Annotated in this window: 8 protein-coding genes; all 8 read left to right on the top strand. The window is 75.1% G+C overall.

Annotated features, from left to right (window positions below; translation table 11 throughout):
- The first annotated feature begins 42 nt into the window (after positions 1-42).
- The 8 genes from ACZ4VK_RS14050 (at position 43) to ACZ4VK_RS14015 (ending at position 13,258) form a co-directional block, all read left to right on the top strand.
- Complete coding sequence (locus ACZ4VK_RS14050; protein ID WP_468351869.1) at positions 43-1,554, top strand: 3' terminal RNA ribose 2'-O-methyltransferase Hen1; 1,512 nt, start codon at positions 43-45, stop codon at positions 1,552-1,554.
- The gene (locus ACZ4VK_RS14045) at positions 1,551-4,103 is read left to right on the top strand and encodes a polynucleotide kinase-phosphatase (protein WP_468351867.1); all 2,553 of its coding nucleotides are present in this window, start codon (positions 1,551-1,553) and stop codon (positions 4,101-4,103) included. Before ACZ4VK_RS14050 ends, ACZ4VK_RS14045 begins: the two co-directional genes overlap by 4 nt.
- A 321-nt stretch (positions 4,104-4,424) precedes the next feature.
- The gene (locus ACZ4VK_RS14040; protein ID WP_468351865.1) at positions 4,425-5,150 is read left to right on the top strand and encodes a Crp/Fnr family transcriptional regulator; all 726 of its coding nucleotides are present in this window, start codon (positions 4,425-4,427) and stop codon (positions 5,148-5,150) included.
- 90 nt (positions 5,151-5,240) lie between these two features.
- A complete protein-coding gene (locus tag ACZ4VK_RS14035) occupies positions 5,241-6,116 on the top strand; it encodes a nucleotidyl cyclase domain-containing protein (RefSeq protein ID WP_468351863.1) in 876 nt (291 codons plus the stop codon).
- On the top strand, positions 6,113-8,554 hold the full coding sequence (locus ACZ4VK_RS14030) for a hypothetical protein (RefSeq protein ID WP_468351861.1): 2,442 nt from the start codon (positions 6,113-6,115) through the stop codon (positions 8,552-8,554). The genes ACZ4VK_RS14035 and ACZ4VK_RS14030 overlap by 4 nt, the downstream gene beginning before the upstream one ends.
- Positions 8,551-10,209, top strand: coding sequence for a hypothetical protein (locus tag ACZ4VK_RS14025; RefSeq protein WP_468351859.1), 1,659 nt, complete (start codon positions 8,551-8,553; stop codon positions 10,207-10,209). The genes ACZ4VK_RS14030 and ACZ4VK_RS14025 overlap by 4 nt, the downstream gene beginning before the upstream one ends.
- Positions 10,206-10,853 (top strand): Pycsar system effector family protein, encoded by a 648-nt coding sequence (locus ACZ4VK_RS14020; RefSeq protein WP_468351857.1) that lies wholly within the window; start codon positions 10,206-10,208, stop codon positions 10,851-10,853. The genes ACZ4VK_RS14025 and ACZ4VK_RS14020 overlap by 4 nt, the downstream gene beginning before the upstream one ends.
- The gene (locus tag ACZ4VK_RS14015; RefSeq protein WP_468351855.1) at positions 10,850-13,258 is read left to right on the top strand and encodes a VWA domain-containing protein; all 2,409 of its coding nucleotides are present in this window, start codon (positions 10,850-10,852) and stop codon (positions 13,256-13,258) included. Before ACZ4VK_RS14020 ends, ACZ4VK_RS14015 begins: the two co-directional genes overlap by 4 nt.
- Positions 13,259-13,264 lie beyond the last annotated feature (6 nt).

The following is a 13,264-nucleotide window of genomic DNA, read 5'->3' as shown; positions in this document are numbered from 1 at the left end:
AATGCCTGGTCGGGAGGGGAGAGGGGAACCATACTCGGACGGGTGTTCCTGACGATCAGTACGACCGGCGACCAGGAGCGTCCCGCGACCGATCTCGGCTTTCTGCTGCACAAGCATCCCGAGCGGGCGCAGACGTTCTCGACTTCGCACGGCACCGCGCACGTCCTCTACCCCGAGGCGAGCACCGAGCGGTGCACGGCGGCACTCCTCCTGGAGGTGGACCCCGTGGCGCTGGTGCGCCGCGGCAAGGGCAAGGGACGGGGCGGCGCCCCCGACTCGGCGCTCGCGCAGTACGTGAACGACCGGCCCTACGCGGCCTCGTCGCTGCTCGCCGTCGCGCTCGCCACGGTCTTCAAGACGGCGCTGCACGGCGTCTGCAAGGCGATGCCCGAGCGGGCCGCCGCGCCGCTGCCGCTGCGCGTCGAGGTCCCCGTCCTGCCCGCGCGGGGCGGCGCCGATCTGGTGCGCGCCCTGTTCGGGCCGCTGGGCTGGGACACGGTGGACGCGGAGCCGGTGGCCCTCGACCCGGAGTTCCCCGAGTGGGGCGACTCCCGGTACGTGCGGCTCGTCCTGGAGGGCGAGCTGCGGCTCGCGGACGCCCTCAACCACCTGTACGTCCTGCTGCCGGTCCTCGACGACGCCAAGCACTACTGGGTCGCGCCCGACGAGGTCGACAAGCTGCTGCGCGCCGGTGACGGCTGGCTCGCCGGGCACCCCGAGCGGAAGCTGATCACGGCCCGCTACCTCTCCCGCCGCTGGGGCCTCGCCCGGGAGGCCACGGAGCGCCTCGAACTGGTCCGGCTCGCCGAGGCCGAGGGTCTGGACGTCGACGACGTCGACAACGCCGTCGACGAGTCGACCGACACCGAGGAGCGGCCGGTGCCGCTGGCCGAGCAGCGGAGGGACGCGATCCTCGCCGCCCTGACGGCGGCGGACGCGAGCCGCGTCCTCGACCTGGGCTGTGGCCAGGGCCAGTTGGTGCAGGCCCTGCTCAAGGACGTCCGCTTCACGGAGATCGTCGGTGTCGACGTGTCCGTCCGCGCCCTGACCGTCGCCGCGCGCCGGCTGCGGCTCGACCGGATGGGCGAGCGGCAGGCGGCCCGCGTGAAACTGGTGCAGGGCTCGCTCGCGTACACCGACAAGCGGCTGACCGGCTACGACGCGGCCGTGCTCAGCGAGGTCATCGAGCACCTCGACCTGCCGAGGCTGCCGGCCCTCGAATACGCGGTGTTCGGCTCGGCCCGTCCGCGTACGGTCCTCGTGACCACGCCGAACGTCGAGTACAACGTGCGCTGGGAAACGCTGCCCGCGGGGCACGTCCGGCACCGTGACCACCGGTTCGAGTGGACCCGTGAGGAGTTCCGGAGCTGGGCCGCCTCGGTGGCCGAGCGGTACGGGTACGACGTCGCGTACACCCCCGTCGGCCCCGACGACCCCGAGGTCGGGCCGCCCACCCAGATGGCCGTCTTCACCCGTACCGACGCCACCCGTACCGACGCCACCCGTACCCACGCCACCCGCGCCGGCGAGACCCCGAAGGAGGTCGCGGCATGACCCGTACGCTCCCCGTCACCGACCTGTCCCTCGTGGTGCTCGTCGGTGCCACCGGTTCCGGCAAGTCCACCTTCGCGCGGCGCCACTTCAAGCCCACCGAGATCGTCTCCTCCGACTTCTGCCGGGGGCTCGTCGCCGACGACGAGAACGACCAGTCCGCCAGCAGGGACGCCTTCGACGTCCTCCACTACATCGTCGGCAAGCGGCTCGCCGCGGGCCGGCTCGCCGTCGTCGACGCCACCAACGTGCAGCAGGAGGCCAGGCGGCAGCTCGTCCAGCTGGCCCGGTCGTACGACGTGCTGCCCATCGCGATCGTCCTCGACCTGCCCGAGGACGTGTGCCGCAGCCGGAACGCCGGGCGTCCCGACCGCGCCGACATGCCCGCGCACGTCATCCAGCGCCACCGCCGCGAGCTCCGCCGCTCCCTGAAGGGCCTGGAGCGCGAAGGCTTCCGCAAGGTGCACGTCCTGCGGTCCGTCGAAGAGGTCGAGGAGGCCGAGGTCGTCCTGGAGCGCCGCTTCAACGACCTGCGCCACCTCACCGGCCCCTTCGACATCATCGGTGACATCCACGGCTGCCGCTCCGAGCTGGAGACCCTCCTCGCGAAGCTCGGCTACGTCGACGGCCACCACCCCGAGGGGCGTACGGCGGTCTTCGTCGGCGACCTCGTCGACCGGGGACCCGACTCGCCCGGCGTCCTGCGCCGGGTGATGGGCATGGTCGCCGCGGGCGACGCGCTGTGCGTTCCCGGCAACCACGAGAACAAGCTGGGCCGCTGGCTCAAGGGCCGCAAGGTGCAGGAGACCCACGGCCTCGCCGAGACGATCGAGCAGCTGGGGCACGAGAGCGAGGAGTTCCGGGCCGAGGTCGGGAGGTTCATCGAAGGACTCGTCAGCCACTACGTGCTCGACGGCGGCGACCTCGTCGTCTGCCACGCCGGGCTGCCCGAGAAGTACCACGGCCGGACCTCGGGGCGGGTGCGTTCGCACGCGCTCTACGGGGACACCACCGGCGAGACCGACGAGTTCGGGCTGCCGGTGCGCTACCCGTGGGCGGAGGAGTACCGGGGACGGGCCGCCGTCGTCTACGGACACACGCCCGTGCCGAACACCTCGTGGATCAACAACACGATCTGCCTCGACACCGGAGCCGTCTTCGGCGGCAAGATGACCGCCCTGCGCTGGCCGGAGCGCGAACTCGTCGACGTACCCGCCGAGCGCGTCTGGTACGAGCCGGCCCGGCCGCTCGCGACCGAGGCGCCCGGCGGCCACCAGGGACGCCCCCTGGACCTCGCCGACGTGCACGGCCGGCGGATCGTGGAGACCCGGCACCTCGGCAACGTCGCCGTGCGCGAGGAGAACGCGGCCGCGGCCCTGGAGGTCATGAGCCGGTTCGCGGTCGACCCGCGGCTGCTCGCCTACCTGCCGCCGACGATGGCACCGACCGCCACCTCGAAGGAGGAGGGCTACCTGGAGCACCCGGCCGAGGCCTTCGCCCAGTACCGGGCGGACGGCGTCGAACGGGTCGTGTGCGAGGAGAAGCACATGGGCTCCCGGGCCGTGGCCCTGGTCTGCCGGGACGCCGACGCCGCCCGCGAGTGCTTCGGTGTCGACGGGGTGACCGGTGCGCTGTACACGCGCACCGGACGGCCCTTCTTCGACGATCCCGCCGTCACCGAGGAGGTCCTCGGCCGGCTGCGGACCGCGATCGGCGCCGCCGGGCTCTGGGACGAACTCGCCACGCCGGGCGGCGCGTCCGGCGCGGGGGACTGGCTGCTGCTCGACGGCGAGCTGATGCCGTGGTCGCTCAAGTCGGCCGGGCTCCTCCGCGCGCAGTACGCGGCCGTCGGCGCCGCCTCGGGCGCCGTCTTCCCCGGCGCCGTCACCGCCCTCGAACAGGCGGTGGCCCGCGGGGTCGACGGGATCGACGGGCTGCTCGCCAAGCAGCGGGAGCGGGCGGCGGACGCGGCCGCGTTCACCGAGGCGTACCGCAGGTACTGCTGGCCGACCGAGGGCCTGGAGGGCGTGCGGTTCGCCCCCTTCCAGCTGCTCGCCGCGCGCGGACGCTCGCTCGCCGCCGTGCCCCACGACGCGCAGCTGGCCTGGCTCGACCGGCTCGTGGAACACGACCCGACCGGACTCGTCCAGGTCACCCGCCGGCTCGTCGTCGACACCGGTGACGAGGCGTCCGTCCGCGCGGGCGTCGACTGGTGGCGGGAGCTGACCGGCGCGGGCGGCGAGGGCATGGTGGTCAAGCCGCTGGCCGCGCTCGTCCGCGACACCAAGGGCCGGCTCGCCCAGCCGGGCGTGAAGGTGCGCGGCCGGGAGTACCTCCGGATCATCTACGGCCCCGAGTACACCCGGCCGGAGAACCTGGAGCGGCTGCGGCAGCGCTTCCTCGGCCACAAGCGGTCGCTGGCCCTGCGCGAGTACGCCCTCGGCCTGGAAGCGCTCGACCGCCTGGCGGAGGGGGAACCCCTCTGGAGGGTCCACGAGGCCGTCTTCGCGGTCCTCGCCCTGGAATCGGAGCCGGTGGACCCGAGGCTCTGACGCCCCGGGGGACGTCGTGCCGACCGGGCCGGGCTCCGGCCCGATCGACACGGCGCCCCCGGGCCGGGCGGGGGTGCCGGAGGCCGTGACTCCGACGGGGGGGCGCAGGGGTGCCGGGAACGGCGCTCCCCTGCGCCCCCCGTGCCCGTTGACGCGTTTCTTCCGCACCCTCTAGCGTTCTTCACCCCACGACGTGACACAGCGTCAACAACGTGGCGGGGTACGCCGCATGAGGCGGAAGCGCACACGTGAACGCGCCGGTCGCACACCGGCGGGCGGTCTTCCCGGAGGGCCCGAGGACGGTACGGGGGTGAGCGGTCGGTGAGTCTCTTCGGCCAGGACCGCTCCTTCCTCCACGCCCTCCCGGCGGCCGACCGGCGGTCCCTGCTCGCCGAGGGCGCCCGGCGCGTCTACGAACCCGGGGAGGTGATGATCCGCGAACGCGACACCAGCGCCTACGTCCTCGCCCTGCTCACCGGCTGGTCCGTCGTCTCCGTCGGCACCGAGCGCGGCTCGCGGCTCATCCTCGCCCTGCGGGGCGCGGGCGAGGTCGTCGGCGACCTCTCCGCCGTCGACCGGCGCCCGCGCAGCGCCAGCGTCACCGCGCTCGGCACGGTCGAGGCGGTGGCCATCTCGGGTGACCGGTTCCGGCGCTTCCTCGCCACCCGGCCCCACGCCACCGCGCTGATCATGCGCCAGCTCGCCACCCGGCTGCGCAGCGCCGACGTCGAGCGCCGCGCGCTCGCGTCCGAGACCGTCCTCCAGCGCCTCGCGGCCCGGCTCGTCGAACTGGCCGAGCGCGCCGGACGCCGGGGCGACACGGGGACCGTACTCGAACTCCCGCTGCCCCAGCACGACCTGGCGGCGGCCGTCGGAGCCACCCGGGAGGCCGTGGCCAAGGCGCTGCGGCTGCTCAGGGAACAGGACGTGGTCCGCACCGCGCACCGCACCGTCGTCGTCATCGACATGCGGGTCCTCGTCCTGCTCGCGGAGGGGCGCGCACGCCCCGGCGGAGACCCGGCGGACGAATCTCCTCCGGGTGTGTAAACGGCTACATCGCCGGTCGCGGAACGCGGCCAGTCTGGACACGCACCACCACGGCACCAACGGCACCAGGGCATCACACAGGGAGTCCGAGTGAGCACTGCGGGAGCGAACGGGGAAGCGGGCGGAGCAGGAGGCGGAGGGGCGGGCGGCATCCACCGGTTCGTCGTCTTCGGCGACATCTGCGGATCCGGATCCCTGGACATGGCCGAGAAGCGACTGCAGCGCGCGGCGATGTACGCCGCGTTCGACGACGCGTACAGCTCCGTCGGCGTCGAGCCCGGCACCTTCCACCAGGAGGACCGGGGGGACGGCATCCTCGCCGCCCTGCGCCCCGACGTGCCGCCGACCCTCATGGTCGGCCGGTGGATCGACACCCTGTACGAGAGCCTGCGCGCCCACAACAAGGGCCGGACGCGGCCGCTGCGGCTGCGGATCGGCATGAACGCGGGACTCGTGGTCCAGGACCCGCACGGGCTCGTCGGGCGGGCGGTGGACCTCGCCGCCCGGCTCTGCGACAGCCCCCCGGCCAAGCGGATCATGAACGAGGCCCCCGAGGTCGACCTGCTCGTCGTCGTCTCCGACTGGCTGTACGCGAACGTGGTCGCCGAGGGCGGCCGATACGTGGAGCCGGACCACTACCGGCAGGCCCGCATCCGCTCCAAGGAGACCGACGAGACCGCCTGGTTCCACGTACCGCGCCGACCCGCGCCGCCGCTCATCGGGCCCGAGGGGGAACCCGCCGTCGCGGGGGAGCCGGTACCGGCGGGTTCACGGACCGGCGTTGGGCCGTCGCGGGGGGACGGCCCAACGCCCCGGACCGGGGGAGGGAGCCGTACGTACCACGTCGGGGGCGACCTGCTCGACGTCCACGGCAACACCATCCACGGCGGCTTCACCGGAATCAGCAAGGGCGGCGGAGCCGACCCGGGTCCGGGGGCCGGCTCCGGGGCGGGTGAGACGGAGTGAGCGACGAGGACGAGTCCGCGCCCCACGACGACGGACCGGACGACGGGCAGGGCCACGGCGACCGGGCGGACGCACAGGACCGCGGAGGCGACCGGGGAAGCGACCGGGGAGGGGACAGGGGGAGCGACCGCGGCTCGGACCGGGGCTCCGACCGTGGTGGCGAGCGCGCGGACCGGGACGGCGACCGGGCGGCCGGGACCGACCGGTCCGACGCCGCCGGCGAGCAGTCCCGCGAGCCGAGCGTCTTCGAGGTCGCCGACCGGGGACCCCTCGGCGGCGAGAGCGACACCGGCGGCGCCGCCACCGCGCGCCGGGCCGTCCGCACCTGGGCCGGCGCCGGCGCCGACCGCCTCACCACCATCCACGGCGACGGCACCGTCTTCGAGGGCAACCAGATCTTCGCCCTGTACGGCTCCGACCGCTCCCCGCACTTCGTCCAGGGTCCCGTCCCGCCCGAGACGCTCGACCACCTCGGCCGGGTCTACTGCGCGGCCGCCGGCTACCGGCGGATGCGGGACCGGCTCCGCGACCACCGGGTGCTCGTCCTCTGCGGCGAACCCGGCAGCGGCCGCAAGGCCACCGCGCTCGCCCTGCTCGACGAACTGACCGGCGGCAAGGTCTTCCGCCTCGACCCGCGCCACGGCGTCGACGAGATCACCGAGGACGCCCTCCAGGAGAGCGGCGGCCACCTCCTGGAACTGCTCACCGAGGACGTCCCCGCCGAGAACGAACCGCGGCACTCCCGCTCCGGTCGGGGCGAGCACACCGGCACCGCCCGCCGCCCCGCCGCCCGCCTCTCCGAACTGCACCTCGACCGCTTCGGCGACCTGCTGCGCGGCCGGGACGCGTACGGCGTGGTCCTCGTCGAGAACGGGGAGCTCGCCGACCGGCTGCTGCGCGGACGGTACGGCATGTACTGCGCGCCGCCGCCCGCCGACGAGGTCCTCCACCGCCACCTCTGGCACCGGCTGCGCGCCGAGCCCGACGAAGCCCTCGGTGCCGCGCGGGCGCGCGCCGCGCGCCGGGACGTCGCCGAAGCCCTGGGGCTCGAGGAGTTGCGGCCCCGCGAGGCCGCCCGGCTCGCCGACCACCTCGCCCGGCACTGGCGCGGCGAGGTGACCGACGAGCAGCTCCTCGCCGAATGCGCCTCCTTCGTCCGCTCCCAGGCCCGCGAGTGGTTCGCCGGCGCCGACCGGCCCGGCGCGCTCCCCGAGGCCCTTCCGGCCCTGAGCGCCGGGGCGTTCCGCATCGCCGTCGCCGTCTTCGACGGCTCGGCCTACAGCCTCGCCGCCGAGGCCGCCGAACTCCTCGCCTGGGAACTCGCGGTCACCCTCGACCCCGAACACGCCCCGGGCCGCCGCCTGTTCGGGACGCACGCCGAACACCGGCCCGTACAGGCCCGCGCCGTCCTCGAGGACGGCGAGCTCGACCTCGGCCCGGCCAAGGTGCCGGTGCGCGCCGTCCGCTTCCAGGGCGAGGCCCTCGCCGCAGCCGTCCTCGGCGAGGTCTGGCACGGCTACCACAACGTCCGCGGCCCGGTGGCCCGCTGGCTGCGCGCGCTCTGCGACGACCCGCGCCCCGAGGTGTGGGTACGGGCCTCCATCGCGGCCGGCGTGCTCTGCTCCTGGGACTGGATCCACGGCTTCCGCGAGCTGGTGGTGCCGCTCGCCGTGACGGACGAGCCGGTCGCCCGCATGGCCGCCGCCACCGCGCTCGCCGAGGCCGCGCGCGACCCGCGCGTCCGGCCCGCCGTCGCCGCCGTGCTCAAGAACTGGGCGCGGTCGGGAGAGGACACGCTCGTCAGGACGGCCCTGCTCGCCCACGGCTACGTCCTGGCCGCCGGCGGCGTCCCCGGCTCGCTCGACGCCCTCGCCCGGGTCGTCAGGACCCGTGAGGCGACCGACGCCGGGGTCCTCGTGCCCGGCTCCTTCAGCGTGGCCCGGCTCCTCGCCTCCGGTGAGCCCGCGCCCGTGCTCCGGCGGCTCCGGCAGTGGCTCGAGGACGGCCGGCTCAACCTCGCCAACCTGGTCCACCTCGCCGTCATCCGCGCCCTGAGCACCCGGACCACCCATCTGTGGGGACTGCGCGAGGTGCCCGAACTCGACGGTCACGCGGCCCGCCCCCTGTTCGTCGCCCTGCTCGCGACCCGGCCCGAGCTCGCGCCCGAGCTCGCGTCGCTGCTGCGGCACACCCTCGCCACGGCCCGCTCGGGAGAAGCCGCCCTGGAGGCCCTCGGCGGTCTGCTCCGGCGGGCGGCGAAGGACCCGGAGTCCCTGGGGCACGTCTGCGCCTTCCTGCCGCGGCTCGCGGTGGACCGCAGGGACCGGGACCGGCTCAGGGGCCTGCTGAACGAACTGGTCCGGGACCGTGACCGGCCCCTGGACAGAGCCGCGGCGCGCCGGATGTGGGACGCCGTGACGGAAGGAGCGAACCGATGACCGGACCCGAGCAGCACAGGAACGCCCGGCCGGACGAGCGGGCACGCGCGGACGAGCGGGCACGCGACGGGCGGGGACGGGACGAGCGGGTCCGGGACGGCCGGGAGCGGCAGCGGTACGACGGCCGGGAACGGCAGCGGTACGACGGCCGGGAACAACAGCGGTACGACGGTCAGGACGGCGGCCGGCGTGCCGGGGGCCGCGACGACGACGAGGGCCTGGACACGGACCGCGAGCGGGACCAGGACCAGGACCAGGAGGAGGCGCGCGGACGGGGACAGGGGCAGCGCCGGTGGGGCGGGGAGACCGACGGCTCCGAGCCGGGGTCCGGCCCCGGATCCGGCGGGCGTCCGCGCGGACCGCTGATCGGCGAGTACGCACCCCCGTACCGCCGTCGGAGCGGCCGGGTCGCCGCCGTGCTCCTCTACCGCAACGGCGGCCACCGGGTGGTGTGGCCGGACCGCACGGAGGACGTGAACAAGCCGATGTTCGGCTCCCCGTACACCGTCTTCGAGGTCCAGCTCGGCCGTAACGTCACCGAGTTCAGGCTCCAGCTGCCTGCCGCGGGGGACGGCGTCTTCTTCGAGGCCGTCGCCAAGGTCCAGTGGGTCGTGACCGACCCGCACCTCGTCGTCAGGGAACAGGTCGAGGACGTCGCCGAGCTGCTCCACGACGAGCTCCTCGACGGACTGCGCAGGCTTTCCAGGAGGTTCCGGATCACCGAGGCGCAGCGCGCCGACGAGGCCGTACGGGAGGAACTGAGCGCCGGACGCCTCAGCTTCGGCCGGGACATCGGGCTTCGGACCCGCGTCCTCGTCTTCATCGACCTCGACGAATCCGTCAAGGCCGAGGTCTCCCGCCGTGACCGGGTCGGCGTCACCATGGAGGCCGACGAGCGCGTCGCCGAGGCGGAGCGGCGCAGGGAGGCCGCCGAGCGGGTCCTGATCGCCGACCGCGCCCGTGAGATGGAGGCCCTCTTCCGGCGCGGCGACGCGGCCCAGATCGCCCACCACATGGCGATGCACCCGGACAAGCAGTGGGAGATCCGCACCCAGCTCCAGCGGGAGCGGCGCGAGGGCCAGGAGGACTATCTGGCCGTGTTCAACCGGCTCCTGGACACCGGGGTCCTGGAACGGCACGACATCGGCGAGCAGATGTACCAGGTCCTCATGTACCTGCGGACCCAGACCGGCACCGTCCTCGACGGCATCACCGCCCGGGTCCTCAACCCCTCGGGCGGCACCTCGCCGCGCCGCCTCGCCCTGGAGGACGCGCTGCCGGAGCCGAGCCGCCCCGACTGGGACGAGGACCACGGGGAGGCCCCGCGCGACCCCCGGGTGTACGAGCCGACCCGGGTCGAGTCCGGCTCCGAGCGCGAACGGGACCGCGAACGGGAGCGGGACAGGGCGCGCGAGCGGGGCCGTGACGGCGACCCCCGCGACCGGGGCCGGTCGCGCGACCCCTACGGGGACGGTCACGACGACGGGCACGAGCGGTACGCGGAGGAGGACCCTTACGAGCGGCGCGACGCGTACGAGCGGAACGACCGGTACGACCGCGACGACCCGTACGACCGCGAACGCCGCGAGCGTCCCCGGCGGTCCGCCCGCCCGGCCCGGCCCAGCTCCGAGTTCGACGACTGGGACGACGCATGACCACGACCCCGGGCCCGGCGGGAAGCCCCGCACCGAACGCCGACGCCGATCCCGTACGGGGCCCGGCCGCCGATCCCGCACGGGACCCGGCCCCCGTGTCCGCGCCCACCCCGGGGCCCGAGCTCACCCCCGTACCGAGTCCCGCCCCCGCCCCGGGTCCCGCGCCCGCCCCCGTACCGCCCGAAGAGCTCCGGTTCATGGCGGAGCGGCTGCTCGCGACCGTCCGTGAGGACATCGGCCGTGCCGACACCAAGGCCGCGATCCTGCTCTCCGGCGCCCTCGCCTTCCTCGCCGTCGTGTTCTCCGCGGACCGGGGCCCGCTGCCCACCGCCGGTGCCGGACTCGCGTTCCTGCTGCTCTCGGGCGCGCTGTGGACGGCGGGCGTCCTGATGCTCGTCTCGGTCGTGCTGCCCCGCACCCGGGTCGGGGCGGACCGCACGCTGCTGCGCGAGCTGACGGCCGGGCCGTCCGAGCCCGCGCTCCGCGAGCGGCTCACCGCCTCCGGCGCGGACGCCACCGGCTGGCTCCTCGAACAGGCCAGCGTGCACGGACTCGTGCTCGCGGCGAAGTACCGGTGGCTGCGCCTGGGCGTGTCCGCGCTCGTGCTCGGCGCCCTCCTGGCCCTCTTCAGCGAACTGTGGTGAGAGAGAACATGCAGTGGAACAGCAAGGGGGGCGCCCTGCTCCTCGCCGGGGCGCTCCTGGCGCTCTCCGGCCCGCTCACGGCGACCACCGCCTCGGGCACGCCCCGGACCCCCGCCGACAGGACCGCCGCCGCACCCGCCGAAGGGCCCGACGCACTCGTCGAGGGGCCCGACCCGATCGACTTCGCCGTCGTCGTGGACCAGTCGGCGAGCCTCGCCGACAAGGACCTCGCGCGTGAGACCGAGGCGGCGGCGCTGCTCAGCCAGGGCGAGATATCGGAGCGTTCCCGGGCCACCGTCATCGGCTTCGGCAGCTCCGAGAGGCCCGGCCAGTCGCCCGTGCGCGAGGTCTGCCCGCTCACCGTCGCCGACGCCGCCGGCCGCGAACGGCTCAGCGACTGCGTCCAGGAACTGAACCGCCGTGACCCCGCCCGTACGGGACCGGGCACCGACTTCCCCGCAGCGATCCGCCAGGCCGTCACCCGCCTCACCGGCACCCCCAAGGGCACCGGCAAGGCCGGGAAGGGCGCCGCCCCCAGGGTCGTCTTCCTGCTCACCGACGGCAGGCTGGACGTCGCCGACAGCCCCGAGTACGGCCCCGACCGGGACAGCCGCCAGGCCAACGGAGCACGGCGGCTCACCGAGGAACTCGCCCGGGCCCGCGCGGCCGGCGTGCAGATCTGGCCCCTCGGCTTCGGCAGCGAGATCGACCGGGCCGCGCTCACCGCCATGGCCGCCGGCGGCTATCTGGGCGGCTGCTCCGAGATCCCCGGCTCCGTGCCCCGCATGCGGGTCGTCGACACCTCCGCCGAGATCGACAAGGCCCTCCAGGAGACCTTCGCCGCCGCCCGCTGCGCCCGGATCGCGCACGGCACCGTCGGCAAGCCGCCCGCCGACCTGACCGTCGTCATCCCGCCCATCGCCACCGACGGCTCCCTCACGGTCGCCAAGCACGACCCGAAGGTGAGGGTCACGTACTTCGACCCGGCGGGCCGCAAGGTGCCCGTACGGGGCGAGTTCGACGGCTCCGCCTTCGAGGTCAGCGGTCAGAACGGCCCGGTCGAGGCGCTGCGCGTGAAGAACCCGCTGCCGGGCCGCTGGCGCGTCCACATCGAGGCGCCCGAGGGCCACCGCGACCGCGAGGTCGCCGTCCGGGCGCTCTGGCAGGGCCGCCTCCGCTCCACCGTCGTCCTCGACCCGGCGTCCCCGCGCGCCGGGGAGCAGGTGAAGGTCGAGGTACGGATGCAGACCCGGCGCGGAGTCGTCATCACCGACCCGAAGCAGCTCGCCGGGCTCTCGGTCGCCGCCGACCTGAGCGGCGAGGGCTTCGAGCCCGTCGCCTTCCGGCTCGCCGACGACGGGAAGGCCCCCGACGCGAAGGCGGGCGACGTGCGGTTCACCGGCACGCTCACCGTCCCCGCGGGAGCCACCGGCGCCCTGGAGCTCGTCACCCGCATGGAGGCGCCCGGGATCACCTCCGACCGGCGGCCGCTGCACGCCGTCGTCGCCACGGACGCACCGCTCGTGACCGCCGCCCTCACCGTCGACGAGGCCACGGTGCACCCCGGAGGCACCGTCCACGGCACCCTCGACGTCACCAACAACGACGCGGCGCCGCGCACCCTGCGGCTCGCCCTCGGGGACCAGACCCCCGGCGCGGAGCTCGCCGTCACCCCGGCGACCGTCACGGCCCAGCCGAACCGCAGCGCCCGCATCCCCTTCACCGTCACCGTCGGCGACGGCACGCCCCTCGGCGAACTCGGCGGCCGGATCACGGTGGTGGACACCGGTGACGGCGACCGCGTCCTGCGCGGCGCCTTCCTCGACATCCGGGTGGTGGCGCCGCCGAGCTGGTGGGAGCGGTGGTGGAAGACCGTGGCCGGCGCGGCCGCCGCCGTCCTCGTCATCGGCGCCCTCGTCGGCATCCAGCTCGTGGCCTGGTTCCGCCGCCGCGACCTCACCGGCGTCACTCTCGAACTGTGCCAGGACGGACGGCCGCTGGACTCGCTGACCGTCCGCCGCGGCCAGAGCCCTGGCGGCGCCTACGCCTTCGCCGTCGACGAACCGTACGGGGCCCCGCCCACCCTCCGCCGCATCCCCGGCGGCTCCGCCACCGCCCACGTCCTGCGCCGCACCGGCGCGGGCGAGCTGCTGCTCCGCCCCAGGGGCGGCGCGCAGATCCCCGTCAGGACCGGCGAGCCCACCGGCCTCGGCGCACACGAACTCGTCGTACGGGGCGGCCGCCCGGCACCGCGCGGGGCCCGCGCCACCCCGTGGTCCCGCCGCCCGCCCCGCACCGGCCCCGGCACCAGGGCCGGGGGAGCGGGCGACCCGGGCGGCTCCGGACCCGTCACCGGGGACCCGGACGGCTCCCCGGGCGCGAGCGACTACGACGGCAACTTCTGAACGGGT

Source organism: Streptomyces sp. NPDC028711, assembly GCF_055565415.1.
The sequence above is the reverse complement of the archived record's forward strand: the minus strand, read 5'-3'. Positions and strand labels throughout refer to the sequence as shown.

What these genes read in the sequence shown, in the direction of transcription:
- ACZ4VK_RS14045 (WP_468351867.1), top strand. Translation starts at nt 1,551, where the DNA reads ATGACCCGTACGCTCCCCGTCACCGACCTGTCCCTCGTGGTGCTCGTC.
- ACZ4VK_RS14025 (WP_468351859.1), top strand. Translation starts at nt 8,551, where the DNA reads ATGACCGGACCCGAGCAGCACAGGAACGCCCGGCCGGACGAGCGGGCA.
- ACZ4VK_RS14020 (WP_468351857.1), top strand. Translation starts at nt 10,206, where the DNA reads ATGACCACGACCCCGGGCCCGGCGGGAAGCCCCGCACCGAACGCCGAC.